The sequence below is a fragment of the Paenibacillus sp. JT22N15 genome (genome assembly GCF_059383755.1).
On the sequence record NZ_JBXENV010000028.1, the window covers coordinates 1 to 15369 of the forward strand.

The following is a 15369-nucleotide window of genomic DNA, read 5'->3' on the forward strand; positions in this document are numbered from 1 at the left end:
ACTTTCCTATATTTCAAGCGCAAACGGCTGTCGCCGTCCTTTGGCGGCAAAGCACCGTTTCGCGTAGAAATATAGAGAAAGTACCGCGCAATGCTATACTTTCCTATATTTTTAAAAAAAGCTTCTTGCATTCCGACTTGTTTTTGCTATACTCAACCTTGTTTGTATTTTAACTAGAGAGGCAGGGATGAAAGCGATGGATCATAACAAAACCCCGCTCTTCAGCGCATTACGCCGCCATGCGGAACAGAATCCAACCCAATTTCATATTCCAGGACATAAGAAAGGGTTAGGCAGCGATGCCGAATTTCGTGCATTTATCGGCGATAACGCGTTATCGATCGATTTAATAAATATAGCTCCGCTGGATGACTTGCATCAGCCAACCGGCGTTATTGAGGAAGCCCAGAAGCTTGCAGCCGATGCTTTCGGCGCAGATTATACTTATTTTTCCGTGCAAGGAACGAGCGGTGCCATTATTACGATGATTATGAGCGTCTGTCTTCCCGGCGATAAAATCATCGTTCCGCGCAATGTGCATAAGTCCATTATGGCAGCGATTATTTTTGCAGGTGCCCGTCCGATCTTTATCTCACCCGTGCGTGACGAAAATCTCGGCATTGATCACGGCATTACGACACGCGCTGTCAAACGCGCGCTGGACAAGCACCCCGATGCGAAAGCAGTGCTTGTTATCAACCCGACGTATTATGGCGTATGCGCCGACCTGAAGGAGATCGTCGATCTCGTGCATACGTTCGATATTCCGGTTCTCGTAGATGAGGCGCACGGCGTACTCATTCATTTCAATGAAAAGCTTCCGATGTCTGCGATGCAGGCTGGCGCAGATATGGCAGCGACGAGCGTTCATAAGCTGGGCGGCTCGATGACGCAAAGCTCCGTGCTGAACGTGCGCGGCGGGCGGGTTAATCCCCACCGCATTCAGACGATTATCAGCATGCTGACGACAACGTCGACATCCTATATTTTGCTGTCATCGCTCGATACGTCGCGCCGCAATTTGGCTTTGAACGGTCACAAGCTGGCTGAACAAGCGATTGAGCTTGCCCAATATGCGCGCAAGACCATTAATGAAATCCCAGGCTTGTACTGCTTTGGACGGGAAATTTTAGGTGGCGAAGCTACCTTTGATCTCGACCCAACCAAGGTCGCTATTCATGTCCGTCATCTCGGCATTACCGGCTATGAGACGGAAAACTGGCTTCGTGACCATTTCAACCTCGAAATTGAAATGAGCGATATGTATAACATTCTTTGCCTTGTTACGCCTGGTGATACATCCGATTCGATAGAAAAATTGCTGGAGGCGCTGCGTGCGCTGTCGGACAGCTTCCATGAAGGCGCCGAGGCTCGTGAACTCGTTGTCAAAATCCCGGATATTCCCCAGCTGTCGCTCTCGCCGCGCGATGCTTTCTACGGACAGACCGAGGTCGTTCCGTTCAAAGAGTCGGCTGGCCGAATTATCGCCGAGTTTATTTATGTTTACCCACCTGGCATCCCTATTCTACTTCCAGGCGAGGTTATTTCCCAGAAAAATATCGACTACATCGTCGAGCATGTTGAAGTTGGCCTCCCCGTTAAAGGTCCGGAGGACCGCAACGTAGAATTCGTTAAAGTCATTTTCGAGGAAACGGCTATTTCCTAGACATCGTTATATTTCAAGGTGAAACAGCTGACGCCGTCCTTTGGCGGAGCGGAGCGTTTCATTCCGAGAAATATCCTTTCCTATATTTGAACAAAAGACACCTGCTGTCCCAGGAGCATTCGCCCTTGGTGACGCAGGTGTCTTTTGCATGCAAAGCTTAGCTGCATGATGGCTTGGTAGAGCAGCGTAAAGAGCGAGAAATCTACTCTTCTTTTGCCGCGTTTTCAGTAACGGCGATTTCTTCATAAATCTTCGTTACGCGATCCCATTCTTCATCGTCTTCGATACCAACGAGGAATGCCTCGTCGTTCTCTTCCTCGATGCGGAAAATAACGCCGTCTGCTTCAGGATCATTGCGATCCAACAATACCGCATAAGCGTTGTTTTCGGATTCAAACGTATAAACCATGACCATTTCGCGTTCTTGGCCCTCATCGTCCGTTACAATAAATACACTTTCTTCATGTTCATGGTCTTCTCCGCAACCGCAATCTGCGCCATGATTATGCTCAGTCATTGTTTTACCCCATTTCAGTCAATTATCCATACCTGTGTATCGTACCATGAGTCCTAGCAGCGGTCAAACAAGCGTAAACGGCTGTCGCCGTCATCCGGAGGCAAAGCTACCGTTTCGAGGGTGAAATATAAGAAATTATAAGCTTGAAACTAATAATTTCTTATATTTCGAAAAAGCCCGCGTTTCCTCCACTTGGAAGAAACGCGGGCCATTGCCGTTATTGCGAAGAAATCAGCTTCTCCGAGACGAGCGTCCAATCGTCGGACGAGCTCATTTTCAGGAAAAATCTCACCGCATATTTTCCCGAATACTCGAAGTTATACTTCATGTCTTCCGTCCGATACCAGAAGTTATCCTTCGTAATCTTATCGGTCTGTGTCTGAATAACCTTCTCGCTGCCATACGGATCAAATATAGATACTTTAACCGCGGCAATATCCGTCTTCAAATTGTCGACCTGCGACAATACGCTGAACGTATATGAGTTGCCCTTCGTCACATTGCCAAACAGCTTGCTATCCTGCATAAGTACAATATGTACATTCGGTCTCGTTAAGGTTGCCTTCTTATTCTGCCCATCCCAATTGACGATAGTTTGCAGGCTATTGGCTATTTCCCGAATCGGCAGGTAAGTCTTGCCATCCACCATAATGCCGCCATCTTCAAGCTCGCTGCCATTCAGGAGAACCTTAACAGTCTGCGATGCCGCATTGGCAATCATTAAGGTACTGCTGCATAAAAAAAGCGCCAGCAGCAAAACCGCTACTTTTCTGAATTTCATAGATGAGTACCCTCCATCCGCTTTGTCTGGATATATGGTTATACTCTTCAAAATGAATAGAGTTGCGCTGTTACAGAAACTTTTTCAGCCTTGTACCAGCGCTATATTTTGTCTCCAGCATAGGCGGGTGCTCTCCCTTTTTTCAGACGATCATTTACAGGGATTTAAGCAGCATGCCCGTGCGAAAAAAATTGTAGAAATGTGCGGTTGCCTGGGAAATATTCGGGTTAATGATACGTACGGGTGAGCACGCAAGGAACCCCTTTTCCAACTGCGCCCGGCTCAGACATTCGGTCCAAATACGCGAGTCCCCTTGCACAAGGTGTCGGACACACTTCGCAGACTGGGGATAGCACCAATTTGTAGTGGTACTGTTTCCGTTCACCTGACGGTTGTTTCTTCTTAACGTTTTTGCCTTTTCCTTTGCTCATTGATGCTCTGTCCTCCCTGCCGGTTCTTGCTCATGCATTATATGTAGCTACCCAGCAAAGGGTATCTCTATTTGTCAGTTTGCCATTCATTTGATACATTGGATGTAGCGAGATGATTTCTATGACGGGGGTGTTCCAATGAATATACAAATGATCGGAACTGGGAGTGCTTTTGCCAAGAAATATGATAATAACAATGCGTTAATTGAGGTGCCTGGATACAAGCTGCTGGTCGATTGCGGCATTACGCTGCCTAAGGCGCTGCACGAGACGAATCGTTCGTTCGATGAGCTGGATGCTGTGCTGATCAGCCATATTCATGGCGACCATGTGGGCGGGCTGGAGGAATATGCTTTTCAGATGATGTTTCTCTATGGAAAAAAGCCGGTGCTGTACATCGCCTCCTCGCTAGTAGAGCCGCTGTGGGAGCAGACGCTGCGCGGCGGGCTGACGCAGGGACCGCTTCAATCCATTAATGACTTCTTTGAAGTGAGACGGCTCGAGGAAGGCGTAGAGCATGAGCTGCATCCGGGCTTGAAGGTGAAGCTGCTTCAAACCGAGCATATTGTGGGGAAAGACAGCTATTCGTTTATTTTCAATCAGCAATTTTTTTATTCGGCAGATATGAAATTCAGTCAAGCGTTGCTGGAGCAGCTTGTTGAGGATGGCGTCGATACGATTTTTCACGACTGCCAGCTAATTGCGCCCGGTGTTGTACATGCCTGTCTCGACGAGCTGCTGACACTGCCAGAGCTGCTGCAGGAGAAGGTGTGGCTCATGCATTACGGGGATACGATGGAAAATTACATAGGCCATACGGGGAAAATGCGCTTCGTTCAGCAGCGTGAGATTTATACGGTGTAGGTACGAGTCGCAGAAATGATCAGCAACCATAACAAAAAGAGCCTGACGCTTTTTCGCGTCAGGCTCTTCTTGCTGCTGGCTATGCTTAGCTCAGGCTTGCCGTTTAAAACATCGGAAGCTGGTCCAAATTGTTTGTAGGATCGCCGTCCGCGTCGCCACGGATATACGTTTCACCATCTCTGCCTTTGAAAGCATTCACACCAGCGATCTGCCCTGCCTGCACCTCTTGCAGCGCCGTCTGGTAATCCAGTACACGGCCCGATGATGTTTTAAAACTCGTCAGGTCACCGTCGCCATTTTTCTGTACCGCTACAATATGTTCTCTTTCCCCGCCAGTCATTTCATTTGTGCTCATTCAAAGCTCGCCTCCTTCGGATTGTGAGCGGCAATTACCGCCCGCCACTCGGCATTCAATCGATAGGATGCGTAGCTTTTGAAAATTTTATACGGCATGATGCAAATATTAATCAGAAACAAAAAAGACCGAAAACCCTTGTTATAAAAGGATTCTCGGACCTTCTTTACTGTATGATCTGTAGTGGGCTCGAACCACTGACCCCTACCCTGTCAAGATAGTGACAAGGTATTACCATAGCTTCCTTTGACCTCCTAGAGCTTGCTGGCATTGCATTTCCCTCATTTGTTAATAGTCTTTGTCTTCCTGTTCCCACCCCTACTTTTCACTATTGCGGCACCAACTTTCGCGCCAATTTTTTAATGGTGTGATGCCTTGATATTAAAGGGAAAATAGTGATTATTGGGGTGGGCCTCCTATATTAAAATTTAGCCTCTCCTTCCATCCATCTAAGGAATACACTTTTCGAAACTTTCTTCATTCTCCCGATCCTCAATACATGGTATTGTCCCGAGTTCATCAAATCGTAAGTTTGCCTCTCGCCAATCCCGAGTAACTTTTGTATGTCGGATGCCACTAGCACGGATGGATATTGTTCTGTGCTTGTATATTCTTCTGGCATAGTATAAACGCCCCTTTCAAAATAATGTACCTTCCCAGCCTTTTGACACTTTTTCATGAGCTCTCTTTATATAGGTTGAAACACTACTTTCGGAGAGTTTGAGCATCCGTGCAATCTGTTGATGCGGTATCGCATGCCCATGAGCCATTACATAACATTCACGCTCCTGTGGGCTTAATCTCCAATACTTCCTCCAGCGCCTTTTTCTCATCCTCAGTGAGTGACGATCCGCTCCGACTATTAACCGGATTCGCAAAGCTCTGCATAATCATCGGGTCCAGCAGCACGGTATTTTGATACACGCTGCGCCGCTCAATGCCCCTGCGCGTACCTGGCTGCTCGCCTCCAGTAGCTCGGGATTGTCGTGTATGTTGCCGATGACCTCTATTGACTCTCTGTCGACCACATAAAACCCCAACCCAATTCGATGACATAATCTCTTTTACAATGCGGGCATGTGACGATATCGCCAATTCCAAACTCTTCTGGCACTGTCGTTCCCTCCCATGTATTTCTGTATTCTTCAATCCATTTCGGAAGGCTGATTCTATAGGCTTTTTTTCGCATCTAGATCATAATGATTTTTTATCGAGAACAGAATATTTATTTTCCCCGTAGGGAAACATATACTCGTGATAAATTCAAAACAAGGAGCGATTAATGTAATGAAAAAATTATTCCCGTTGCTATTCACCTTAGTAATTCTGTCATCTGCACTGTCTATTCCTGCCTTTGCGCAAGGAACGCCAAGCCTTTCCCATGCAACAAACAACAGCCAGATGAACAGCTATGGAACAAACAATAATACAGAAGGTAACACAAATCTTAACGCGAACAACTACCGAACAAATGCCACGACTGATGATAATGATTTTGATTGGGGCTGGCTCGGATTGCTTGGCTTGGCCGGACTGTTTGGTTTAAGAAGCCGTGATCGGGAACGCACCTAAAAAATTAACCAAATAATTTTTCCAAAAACCCCTGCTTAAAACCAGGGGTTCTGTATGTTTGGCAGCCTCAGCTAGAAGTAATTTCAAAAATCAAAATATACGCAGAATTGCATATTTATCTGATCTCTGAGCAAATTAATTCAGTAAAAATCAAGGAATGAAAAGGAGCAAATTAAATGGGCATTTTAAGCGGTAATCCAAAAGACGAACCTATGCACTATGGTGAAATCTACGGTGTGTGGCAAGCTTCAATGGTAGCAAAAGGAATCGTGTCATGTTACCAAGCGTTCATGAACCATGCCGGCGACAAGGACCTCAAGAAAATCTTGGATGCACTTATCGACCAAGCGAAGCTTGAGATCAGAGAACTGGACGAATTACTTACTAACAATGGGATTGCGCCTGCTCCTTTATTAGCGGAAAGACCACCAGTTAAACTTGAGGATATCCCAGTTGGTGCGAGATTCACTGATCCCGAGATTGCTGCTGCTATCTCCGCAGACACGGCTGCAGGAATCGTTGCATGCAGCCAAGCTATGACGCAATCGTTAAGGGAAGATATTGGTGCATTATTCGCTAAATATCATCTCTCGAAGACAGGTATTGCTGTTCGTATTTTGGAAATGAATAAAGAAAAAGGTTGGTTAATTCCCCCTCCGCTCCAATTAAAAAGACCTGAGCCAGTAAATGCTTAATTTTATCGATCCTGCTTTCATAAAGCAGGATCTTTCTTTTCAGATAAATGGTCATTTCCGTGGACTTCATAGCCCTGCGGGAATACTTTTTTCGCATATCCATGAACGTCATTCGTTTTAACCGTGCCCGACTTTACGTTTATATGCATGTGGGCTTTGCTCGCTACGTCTCTAATCCACGCCGCATTTTCGAATATTTCCTTGTCACTCATATCCGTGATGCGATCTAACTTTTTCAAAGTTTCCTGCCTGTTCATCTGTCGTTCCCTCCCATTTGTCACCTCACTTAGGGCGTTAACATACATTGTTATTGCCTACACACTTGAAAAGGATGGTAACGATTTGGATAATAGGATGGCATGGGAACATCATTTGAAATTAGCCTCTACGTATAAGATGCTTGCTGATAAATATGAATATATAGATCATCCGTTACACGTTTACTATGGAGGCGAATATAGAAAACATCTAAGTGAAGTTGAAAAGCATTTCCTTGCTATGCATCAGATGCACCCTTCTTGAGCGGCCAATAATGGCTGCTTTTCTTTTTTTACCCTCCTCTATGCACTTCATTATTCATTGTGTTGTATCGTTGAGTTGGCGGTAATTCTCGAATTCTCCGCCCTCACCTTCGCATACCGGACATTCAAATGCTGTATTGTCCAGTTCGTACAAAACGCCTGCTCCGTCGCATAAAAGGCAGTTCACAAATTTATTGCCTTCCGTCATGATCAGCCCGCCTAGTACCTGTTAGCCTTACTCTCGCCTGAACTGATTATAAAAATGACTCGCTGGCATCGTATGCTTGTCCGTGTCGTAATCGGTACGTCGGTAATGGATATCGCCGTCTACGTCCTCGTACATCGCGAATACCAGCTCGACGTCAGATATGCTCTCGAAAAAGTAATATAGCTTCTGTCGGATGTAGATTTTACGGCCCATCAGTATCCTTTAGCTTGATCATCCCAATTCCAAAGCCCCTGCTGCCCCTTGGCTGCTATCGGCCCTGCAAGCCGCCGAACCTCTGTAAGCTCCCATGCGTAACGGCCTTCCTCATACCAACCAAAATTGACTTCTGGCTTCCAGCATGAATTGCTAGTGCCCCCCGATGCTTCGTCGGCCAACCGCGCGTTTCGTATTGCTTGGCACCAATCGCGATTAGTGTCGCCCATGGCTGTATGATCGTAATAGCTTTCATTTTGTGCTCCACCTCCACAGCTAAAACCCCAATTTTACCCAATATATCAAATGCACAATCGAATCAATTAAACTTTGAATATAATAGATTAATTGACGGAAAGGAGATGATTTGAATGGGATACGAATATGCCAAAAAGAAAAAGGTTAAAGTTATATTTGTTAAACCTGGTCAAAAAATTCTTATTATCGGAAAGAAGCATTGGAAAAAGAAACCTCATTGCTAAGCTTGTGGAGTGCTTGCTCATACAAGCGCTCTTACATACTCGATCCGGACTATCATTTTAAGCTTGCTCCTTTCCCCTCTATAGGGGGTTATAATTGCAGCATCTGCTGAACGTTAGCCGTCCGGCGTTCAGCTATTTCCACGTATTGCGGCCCGATCTCGATGATCGTACATTTTCGCCTGTGTTTATGCACCACTTCTAAACTCGTGCCACTCCCGCCGAATGGATCAAATACCTTGTCGCCAACCGAGCTGCCTGTTCCACACGGAGCGTTTATTCCGGAAGCCAAAATACTTCACATCTACTCTATCTTCTCTATGCTGCTTGCTCTTACCAGGCACGTCTCCTTCATTAACCTTTCGAGCAAAACTGTATGCCGCACCTACTGCCTTCATGGTCCCGTTCGTTTTGGCGCCTCCGTTTGCGCGATTTGATCCAGCTTGCCCCTCGAAATCCTGTGACAATCCCACAATGCTAGATGCTGCCATTGGTTCCTTAATCGCTTCGGCGTTGTAGTAATATTTTTCCGATTTTGACATGAGGAACACGTATTCATGAGCCTTTGTAGGGCGATCCCTGACGCTCTCCGGCATGCAGTTAGGCTTATGCCAAATGTTGTCCATTCTGAGATACCAGCCGTCTGCTTGGAGCGCGAATGCCACACTTCACGGTATGCCTATTAAATCTTTTGGCTTAATACCCTTATTAACAGAAACTCGGCAGCGCGAGCCGCCCTTTTTGGGATTTGCTGGGTCTGGCCAATTCTGATCGGCGCTATTAGGCCTAGATGCATAACTATCACCGTAATTAAGCCACAGTGTCCCATCGTCCCGCAACAGGCGCCATACTTCCCGAAATACATGCACCGTATGAGCCACAAACATTTCCGGCGTAGGATCCAGCCCTAGACAACCGCGCCATGCTGGTACTGGTACCGTCACCGCAGGCAAGCCGGGCATGGGAGTATAAGTCACTTCCGGCCAATCGCTCGGCGGTATACCATAATCCCGCAGCCCCCAATACGGAGGCGACGTGACGCATACCTGAAACTGCCCTGCCTCCATAACAGGCACAACAATGATGTTGTCGCCCTGTATGATCATTGCTTGTCCTCCTCTCTGTATGGAGCTATAGCCCCGTGCTGCAGGTCGTTTTTACTACCCATGATGCAAAACACGCACGACAAACGCTCATTGCCAACAGCGTAAGCCCAGAAAGGCTTTTGTCCAGCATCCGCAATTGCTTGGAATACCTCTGCTGTCTTCCATTCGAAAATCGGCATCCAGTCCCACACGTCGCGGTGTCCACAGCTCTCAGCAGCGTTATAGCGGAACGGCTCCTTCTTCGCTCTGGCCGTTGATTCAGCAGCCCGAATACCCATGCAGTTGACGGCGATTTTAAGACCACGGTCCTTGAGATAGTGCCTGATAAACTTCATAATCGGCGCCCGTTTTAAATCGCTGGTACATTGCCTGTGTTTAGCTGACGGCCACATACCGCGGGCATCGACCATTTCAAGAAAATCTTTATTTGCTTTAACTACAAATACCTCATGGCTTGTGTTTTCAAGGATATGATCTTGAACCCCCTGCCACTCCACGCAGCCCAGATCAGCATGGACCACGACAATCTGATGGGCAGGAACTATGACCTTTAGGTGGTCGTACATGGCTTGACTATCCTTACCGCCGCTATGGCTGCAGAAGAATATTGCTCCTTCGTCGATTAAAGCCTGAATTACCAAAACTCTCACCTCGTTTCTATGCTGTATGGAGCTATAGGGCTTAAAACAATCTAGCTACACTTCTGGAGCGATGCCCCTTATATTGGTGTTTTGAACAAACACATTATTTTTTCAGGCTTGGTAAGAATAAGAAAGAACGACCAAATACAAGGAGTGATAAAATGCCAAAGGTAGACGTCGATGTACCAGGTGTACCTGGAGTTTATGTCGAATTTGAAGGTGACGTCGAAGAGGTTAAGGCTTCATTGTTCGTTTTAGGACAGGAGGTTGGTCATAGAACAATCAATGTTGATCCAACTCGTAGTGATGGATATAGCTATTACAGTGAAGAGTCGGGAGCACCCGGCGGTTTTAATTTAAAATTAGAAGTATGGGTGCATTGGGCAACACGCGTATTGACCCTTGTTGTTTTGTATAAAAGCCCTCTGGGAAAAGGAAAAACAGAAAATAGAACGACATGGTAAGCAATCCTAATCGTTTTAAACCCAATTTCCGAGTCTGTAAAATATTCTGTGTAAACTCTCAAACCCGATTACAATAGAAGAAAGGCTGGTTTGAGAGGATGGCACCGATGGCGAGATTCAATAAGGAACAAGTGAAGGCATTTGTGAAGGAAAACAACCTCAAAACGAGGGAAGATGTGCAGTCGGCCTTGAAGGAGCTATTTGCAGAGACGCTGCAATCCATGCTAGAGGCTGAGCTCGACACGGAGCTGGGCTATGAGAAGCATGATGTGAAAAGCAAAGCGACACGTAATAGCCGTACCGGGAAAACGAAAAAGACGGTAACGAGCGAGTACCGCGAAATGGAGATAGCCGTGCCTCGTGGTCGTCATGGTGAGTTTGAGCCCGTTATTGTAAAGAAGCATCAGTCCACCGTCACCGGTATTGAAGACCAAATCATCGCGATGTACGCGAAAGGTGTCAGTACGAGGGATATTCAAGATCACCTCCATCATTTGTACGGAATAGACGTCTCACCAACCATGATTTCAAACGTGACGAACAAAATCGTCCCCCTCATTAAAGAATGGCAGAATCGGCCGCTGCAAGGCATCTACGCAGTCGTATTTATGGATGCGATTCATTACAAAGTGAAGCAAGACGGCGCCATTGTGAATAAGGCAGCCTACATGGTCATTGGCATCGATTTAGATGACAACAAGGACGTATTAGGCATGTGGATTGGGGAGCACGAGTCCGCTAAATTTTGGCTCAGTGTATTAAACGAGCTTAAAAACCGTGGTGTACAGGACACTCTGATCACCTGTGTGGATAACCTCACAGGCTTCTCCCAGGCCATCTCCGCCTGCTATCCGAACACCGAGATTCAGAAATGCATCATTCACCAAATCCGTAACTCCATCCGTTACGTCTCCTACAAGGATCTAAAAAATGATGTCAGTTACAATATTTATATCAGTCTCCAATTTTGAAACTGATTCTTTTTTCGTTTCACTCATACATGCTTTTCTCCTCTCTCTTACATTCGTCCCATTACTACCTAGAAGACCAAGTATTTCGAGTATCAACACTTAAATCATCTGCCGCCGCTGCAACGGTGGCTTTTTCATTGCTATCTGACATAATGAATGTTCCTCCTCTTATGATTACTATGGTTTGTAGTTATCTTCTTGTTCCCGCTTCCAATCATCCTCTCTTAACGTCAATGTTTCATCCGCTTTCATACTAAGACTTTCTCGGAGTCTCCGTTCAGCTGCCGCCACTTCTTCCGAAATGATTGTTTTTATGGATAACTCAATTGAAATACCCAGCTTACAGCCCCCTAAATCGTATTTTAAATACATTTTATAGGCAAAAAAATAAGCACACCTTTACATCCTATTTTAAATACAGTATTATGAGTTTGTCGTATTAATAATACTGTTTTATAGATCAGGAAATAAGACTCTCGGCTCGCCTTTTAGTCGGTCGCAAATTCTATTCATTAGTTTAACACTTGGATTTACACGACCGTATTCTAAGCTTCGGATATGATCAACATGTACTGATAACTCAGAAGCCAGTGCTTCTTGAGTCAACCCCTCATCAACCCTAGCTTTTTTGAGTTCGACTCTTTTCAATTTGTCACCACCTTGTTTATTCGTTGTGATCATCATGCATTGTATTTAAAATACAGTCAACAGTATTTTTAATACAATTTATTTCGGAAGGATGTAAAGTTATTATGTCACTAGGAAGCCGTATTAAAGTTCTAAGAAAATCCCTCAATCTTACACAAAAACAAATTGCGGATAAGTTAGGGATGGGCAATTCCAATTTCGGGCACATCGAAAATGACAGAGTAACGCCTACTAGCAAAGATTTAGACACCCTAGCGGAAATTCTCGGGACTTCTACGGATTACCTTTTAGGACGCGAGGAACAAATTCAAGCCCCTTCTTGGGCAACAGAAAACGACATTTTTGATTTAAAAAGGTTGTTAGAAGCTGATGGTGAAGTGCTATTTGATGGCGCGCCAATAAGTAAGGAAGACAAACTTAAAGCAAAAGAATTTCTAACAGTTCTTTTTTGGGAAAGTAAGAAGAAGCAAAATAAATAGCAAAAAAAATGCATAACACTCTATGATCTTGCGCTTCCACCGCTGCGAGGCGGTTTCTTATAGACAAAAAAGAACATACGTTCTGTTTAGGGGAATGAAATGCCAAAAGGTAGCATCGAAAAGAGAGGAGAAAACACTTGGAGATTACGAGTCGATTTATTAAATTTCACGGGCTACGACACAGTTCAGGTACTCTAATTTTAGAAGATGGCGAAGATGATGCAGCTAACTTTGATTCCCTTCTCATTGCGATTCAGCGTAGACTAGGGCATGCCAGGTTATCGACCTCAGCTGACACTTACATGCATATCACCAAAAAAGTTAGACAACGCACAGCGAATAAATTCGATAAATTTTCTAGAAAAAGTACACAAGATTGATCCTGAATAGTCTTATAAAATCAATTAGCAAAGAATCCGTCCCCAGAATGTCCCCAGATCGCTTTTCACTGACAGTAAGCAAAAAATTGAAAAAACCCAAGAAACCATATATAATGCGGCTTCTCAGGCTTTTTCTTTGTATGATCTGTAGTGGGCTCGAACCACTGACCCCTACCCTGTCAAGATAGTGCTCTCCCAGCTGAGCTAACAGATCGTATATTAGCGACGTTTATTAATATACCAAGCTTGAGCGGAAAAGTCAACCATTTTGCTATTATTTTTTTTGAGCTTCAAAAAAAGCTTCGTCCTCCAATCAACCGGAGAATGAAGCTTTTTGTTTTCAGCCTATGCTCCATTTCAGCTCGGGAATTGAACATTTCCCGGAACTATATAAGCGCCTGATGTACCGTTTGCTGGAAGTGCGGGAATCGTATCCAGAACCGCTTTCCCGCGAATATCGGTTATCCGAACCTGCAGCGGGCTTGTCCCCATGTTCGTGCCCAAGAAATGGTTATAGTCCATTTTCTCCAGATTGATCCACGCGCCAGCCTTCTTATATTCCATTTTCATGACCGGATAAAAATGATTGCGCACTTGAATCGCCGCCCACCACTGGCTGCTGCCTTCCTTCACCCGGTATGAAAAATTTCCGGTTATCGGCGCTTTCACGACTTTCCATGAAATATTGATTGTGCCTGCCGACATTTCCCCAATTTTAGCAAAAGCGTTTGGCGACAAGTCAAGCGCTCCCGGAGCGCCTTCCGGGTATAAATCGGTGACATAGACGACCGTTTTGCCCTTAGGCCCCGTAACCTCCAAGTAAGCGCCCGCAAGCGCCGCTTTGACCCCATTGTAATTCATATCAGTCGGATTTAAGGCCGTAATTTCCATATTCGGATTAATCGGATCAAGCAGTACTGCACCGCCCGAATATCCTGAGCCTGTATACGTCGCATAGCTTGTACGCACATCGTTCCAAGCTGCAAACGCCTGCACCGCCGGGTACAAAACGAACATCGCAAGACAAACGATTCCAAATTTGACTACACCGTGCTTTTTTTTCATAACAGAAACCTCCTCCACATTTTTGAAACCCTAAATCTACCAGTAGAGTCCATTCTAAGTGGTGAGGAGGAATATTTGCTAGCACTTTCGATACTTCTTTTCTAGCATTTTAATGACATTTCCCAACAAAACTAGACTTTATTCGTCAAAAACAAGGAGCATCTGCCGCTTCGGCTAGCTTGCGTTATTGTTCACCTTCATAATATCCATGAACGGAATTTTAGTAATTTCTTCACCTTTTGCTACGTGCACCAGCCTCGTCCGGGAATCCATTTTTACAATGAGTCCCGACACAGGCTCTTCCCAGTTCCACACCTCAAAAAGCAGCTCAATCCCCTCTTGATACGCTTCAACCAGGCGCTCTCCGAGCTCCTCCAATTCAAACTCATCCCTTGTCGGGCGCTTTGGTTTCTTTGCCATTACTTCCGTCTCCATTCTATGTTTTAGTACATGACCTTCATTTAACTCATGCCTTTTTCAACCCATCTTTAAATCATACCCTTTCTTCAAAGCATTTGTCATGGAGATTATGAAATTAGGCAAAAAAACATCCCCCTGCCATAACATGGCAAGGGGACGCTTCTTCTCTATTTTTAACTTAGAACGCATGGTTAAGGAAATACTGATTAGGTCAGGATGGAACTAAGCCGCTTCTATTACCACATACAGGAGCAAATGATGATAACCAATAGAATGAACAGTACAAGAATAGCGCCTGGGCTTGTGAAAGCACCGCCTACTTTATTTCCGCAGCCACCGTATCCTGGACCTACTCCTACATTTCCTACTTCATATCCCATTTCGTTGCTCATCTCCTTTTTTTAAGGTACACAGCATCATATGGTCAAAAGCCAAAAAGGGTTGGGCTTTCAGGCAAAATGGGTATTTGCCTCGATGGACGGGTGCCGCTGCTTCTTTTTTTAATTTTCCGTTTACATTACGTTCATTCCCAGATAACTAAACAGGTGCATACTGACTTTAAGCAGGAGGTGATTCACCCATGTATTATGAAGAAGATCGCGTACCGTTCGATGCGCCAGATGAAGTCATTGTCAAAGAGGAGAAAAAAGAATAAGGAAACGCCAAGGCTTCCCGGACACAATGGGAGCTTTTTTTATTTTATTTTCAGCTTCGTTTCAGTGCAGTTTCAGATGGTTAATCCATACTAGCAACATACTCCCTTTTAATATATTTTTGGGCCCGCTTGAATAGCGGGCTACTTTTTTGCCTATTTTCAAAAAAAATGATCAGATGGCCTTGAAATATAAATTTAATGTTGTTATCAGTTGGCATTCATTTTATTTTAAGGTTGG

At 45.0% G+C, this 15369-nt stretch carries 25 protein-coding genes, 1 tRNA gene and 1 pseudogene; 7 read left to right on the forward strand and 20 right to left on the reverse strand.

Annotated elements, in window-relative coordinates:
- The first annotated feature begins 196 nt into the window (after positions 1 to 196).
- Positions 197 to 1666 carry an aminotransferase class I/II-fold pyridoxal phosphate-dependent enzyme gene (locus AC50X8_RS31745; protein ID WP_099521842.1) on the forward strand — a complete coding sequence of 490 codons (1470 nt, stop codon included), beginning with the start codon at positions 197 to 199 and terminating at the stop codon, positions 1664 to 1666.
- 202 nt (positions 1667 to 1868) lie between these two features.
- Here AC50X8_RS31745 and AC50X8_RS31750 read toward each other — a convergent pair whose 3' ends face one another.
- The 3 genes from AC50X8_RS31750 to AC50X8_RS31760 form a co-directional block, all read right to left on the reverse strand.
- Positions 1869 to 2183: a DUF1292 domain-containing protein gene (locus AC50X8_RS31750; RefSeq protein ID WP_056038772.1), complete on the reverse strand. Its 315-nt coding sequence runs from the start codon at positions 2181 to 2183 to the stop codon at positions 1869 to 1871.
- A 217-nt stretch (positions 2184 to 2400) separates the two neighbouring features.
- Positions 2401 to 2964, reverse strand: a complete 564-nt coding sequence (locus AC50X8_RS31755) for a stalk domain-containing protein (RefSeq protein ID WP_494883602.1) — start codon at positions 2962 to 2964, stop codon at positions 2401 to 2403.
- Between the two features lie 227 nt (positions 2965 to 3191).
- Positions 3192 to 3395 carry a hypothetical protein gene (locus tag AC50X8_RS31760; RefSeq protein ID WP_081418934.1) on the reverse strand — a complete coding sequence of 68 codons (204 nt, stop codon included), beginning with the start codon at positions 3393 to 3395 and terminating at the stop codon, positions 3192 to 3194.
- 138 nt (positions 3396 to 3533) lie between these two features.
- On the opposite strand from AC50X8_RS31760, the gene AC50X8_RS31765 reads away from it, so the two are divergent.
- On the forward strand, positions 3534 to 4259 hold the full coding sequence (locus tag AC50X8_RS31765; RefSeq protein ID WP_056038780.1) for an MBL fold metallo-hydrolase: 726 nt from the start codon (positions 3534 to 3536) through the stop codon (positions 4257 to 4259).
- Positions 4260 to 4362: 103 nt separating this feature from the next.
- Here AC50X8_RS31765 and AC50X8_RS31770 read toward each other — a convergent pair whose 3' ends face one another.
- The 4 genes from AC50X8_RS31770 to AC50X8_RS31785 all read right to left on the reverse strand — a co-directional run bounded on the left by AC50X8_RS31770 (position 4363) and on the right by AC50X8_RS31785 (position 5642).
- Positions 4363 to 4599, reverse strand: a complete 237-nt coding sequence (locus tag AC50X8_RS31770; RefSeq protein ID WP_056039108.1) for a DUF3892 domain-containing protein — start codon at positions 4597 to 4599, stop codon at positions 4363 to 4365.
- Positions 4600 to 5252: 653 nt separating this feature from the next.
- Positions 5253 to 5447, reverse strand: a complete 195-nt coding sequence (locus AC50X8_RS31775; RefSeq protein ID WP_081418935.1) for a sigma factor-like helix-turn-helix DNA-binding protein — start codon at positions 5445 to 5447, stop codon at positions 5253 to 5255.
- Positions 5395 to 5538 carry a hypothetical protein gene (locus tag AC50X8_RS31780; RefSeq protein WP_162241917.1) on the reverse strand — a complete coding sequence of 48 codons (144 nt, stop codon included), beginning with the start codon at positions 5536 to 5538 and terminating at the stop codon, positions 5395 to 5397. The genes AC50X8_RS31775 and AC50X8_RS31780 overlap by 53 nt, the downstream gene beginning before the upstream one ends.
- Entirely contained in the window at positions 5505 to 5642 is a 138-nt protein-coding gene (locus tag AC50X8_RS31785; RefSeq protein WP_162241918.1) for a YopX family protein, read from the reverse strand. Before AC50X8_RS31785 ends, AC50X8_RS31780 begins: the two co-directional genes overlap by 34 nt.
- A gap of 259 nt (positions 5643 to 5901) precedes the next feature.
- On the opposite strand from AC50X8_RS31785, the gene AC50X8_RS31790 reads away from it, so the two are divergent.
- Both AC50X8_RS31790 and AC50X8_RS31795 read left to right on the forward strand, forming a co-directional pair.
- Positions 5902 to 6186, forward strand: a complete 285-nt coding sequence (locus AC50X8_RS31790) for a WGxxGxxG family protein (RefSeq protein WP_056038785.1) — start codon at positions 5902 to 5904, stop codon at positions 6184 to 6186.
- A gap of 176 nt (positions 6187 to 6362) precedes the next feature.
- The gene (locus AC50X8_RS31795; RefSeq protein ID WP_494865142.1) at positions 6363 to 6881 is read left to right on the forward strand and encodes a DUF3231 family protein; all 519 of its coding nucleotides are present in this window, start codon (positions 6363 to 6365) and stop codon (positions 6879 to 6881) included.
- Between the two features lie 17 nt (positions 6882 to 6898).
- On the opposite strand, the gene AC50X8_RS31800 is transcribed toward AC50X8_RS31795, so the two are convergent.
- From AC50X8_RS31800 to AC50X8_RS31835, 8 genes are all read right to left on the reverse strand, one after another.
- The gene (locus tag AC50X8_RS31800) at positions 6899 to 7138 is read right to left on the reverse strand and encodes a hypothetical protein (RefSeq protein ID WP_494883610.1); all 240 of its coding nucleotides are present in this window, start codon (positions 7136 to 7138) and stop codon (positions 6899 to 6901) included.
- Positions 7139 to 7457: 319 nt separating this feature from the next.
- Positions 7458 to 7610, reverse strand: coding sequence for a hypothetical protein (locus AC50X8_RS31805; RefSeq protein WP_155973320.1), 153 nt, complete (start codon positions 7608 to 7610; stop codon positions 7458 to 7460).
- A 27-nt stretch (positions 7611 to 7637) separates the two neighbouring features.
- Entirely contained in the window at positions 7638 to 7823 is a 186-nt protein-coding gene (locus tag AC50X8_RS31810) for a hypothetical protein (protein ID WP_494883612.1), read from the reverse strand.
- 55 nt (positions 7824 to 7878) lie between these two features.
- Complete coding sequence (locus AC50X8_RS31815) at positions 7879 to 8079, reverse strand: ASCH domain-containing protein (RefSeq protein ID WP_494865146.1); 201 nt, start codon at positions 8077 to 8079, stop codon at positions 7879 to 7881.
- A gap of 314 nt (positions 8080 to 8393) precedes the next feature.
- The gene (locus tag AC50X8_RS31820; protein WP_162241919.1) at positions 8394 to 8594 is read right to left on the reverse strand and encodes a DNA methyltransferase; all 201 of its coding nucleotides are present in this window, start codon (positions 8592 to 8594) and stop codon (positions 8394 to 8396) included.
- Positions 8533 to 8928 carry a DNA methyltransferase gene (locus AC50X8_RS31825; RefSeq protein WP_056038800.1) on the reverse strand — a complete coding sequence of 132 codons (396 nt, stop codon included), beginning with the start codon at positions 8926 to 8928 and terminating at the stop codon, positions 8533 to 8535. The genes AC50X8_RS31820 and AC50X8_RS31825 overlap by 62 nt, the downstream gene beginning before the upstream one ends.
- A gap of 42 nt (positions 8929 to 8970) precedes the next feature.
- Complete coding sequence (locus AC50X8_RS31830; RefSeq protein ID WP_494865155.1) at positions 8971 to 9408, reverse strand: hypothetical protein; 438 nt, start codon at positions 9406 to 9408, stop codon at positions 8971 to 8973.
- Positions 9405 to 10049 (reverse strand): phosphoadenosine phosphosulfate reductase domain-containing protein, encoded by a 645-nt coding sequence (locus tag AC50X8_RS31835; RefSeq protein ID WP_494865159.1) that lies wholly within the window; start codon positions 10047 to 10049, stop codon positions 9405 to 9407. The genes AC50X8_RS31830 and AC50X8_RS31835 overlap by 4 nt, the downstream gene beginning before the upstream one ends.
- A 161-nt stretch (positions 10050 to 10210) precedes the next feature.
- Between AC50X8_RS31835 and AC50X8_RS31840 the strand changes: the two genes are divergently transcribed.
- Together AC50X8_RS31840 and AC50X8_RS31845 are read left to right on the forward strand one after the other, a co-directional pair.
- Positions 10211 to 10513: a hypothetical protein gene (locus tag AC50X8_RS31840; protein WP_494865161.1), complete on the forward strand. Its 303-nt coding sequence runs from the start codon at positions 10211 to 10213 to the stop codon at positions 10511 to 10513.
- A 107-nt stretch (positions 10514 to 10620) separates the two neighbouring features.
- Positions 10621 to 11442 (forward strand): annotated as a pseudogene (locus AC50X8_RS31845) (IS256 family transposase); the annotation flags it as partial.
- Positions 11443 to 11937: 495 nt separating this feature from the next.
- On the opposite strand, the gene AC50X8_RS31850 reads toward AC50X8_RS31845, so the two are convergent.
- On the reverse strand, positions 11938 to 12168 hold the full coding sequence (locus AC50X8_RS31850; RefSeq protein ID WP_081418937.1) for a helix-turn-helix transcriptional regulator: 231 nt from the start codon (positions 12166 to 12168) through the stop codon (positions 11938 to 11940).
- Between the two features lie 68 nt (positions 12169 to 12236).
- On the opposite strand from AC50X8_RS31850, the gene AC50X8_RS31855 reads away from it, so the two are divergent.
- The gene (locus AC50X8_RS31855; RefSeq protein ID WP_056038807.1) at positions 12237 to 12611 is read left to right on the forward strand and encodes a helix-turn-helix domain-containing protein; all 375 of its coding nucleotides are present in this window, start codon (positions 12237 to 12239) and stop codon (positions 12609 to 12611) included.
- 521 nt (positions 12612 to 13132) lie between these two features.
- Here the strand turns inward: AC50X8_RS31855 and AC50X8_RS31860 are convergent.
- The 4 genes from AC50X8_RS31860 to AC50X8_RS31875 all read right to left on the reverse strand — a co-directional run bounded on the left by AC50X8_RS31860 (position 13133) and on the right by AC50X8_RS31875 (position 14868).
- A tRNA-Val gene (locus AC50X8_RS31860) sits at positions 13133 to 13205 on the reverse strand.
- 143 nt (positions 13206 to 13348) lie between these two features.
- On the reverse strand, positions 13349 to 14008 hold the full coding sequence (gene exlX, locus AC50X8_RS31865; RefSeq protein ID WP_442952545.1) for an expansin ExlX: 660 nt from the start codon (positions 14006 to 14008) through the stop codon (positions 13349 to 13351).
- A 222-nt stretch (positions 14009 to 14230) separates the two neighbouring features.
- Entirely contained in the window at positions 14231 to 14476 is a 246-nt protein-coding gene (locus tag AC50X8_RS31870; RefSeq protein WP_341282276.1) for a YolD-like family protein, read from the reverse strand.
- A gap of 236 nt (positions 14477 to 14712) precedes the next feature.
- Positions 14713 to 14868, reverse strand: a complete 156-nt coding sequence (locus AC50X8_RS31875) for a hypothetical protein (RefSeq protein ID WP_494883625.1) — start codon at positions 14866 to 14868, stop codon at positions 14713 to 14715.
- Positions 14869 to 15369 lie beyond the last annotated feature (501 nt).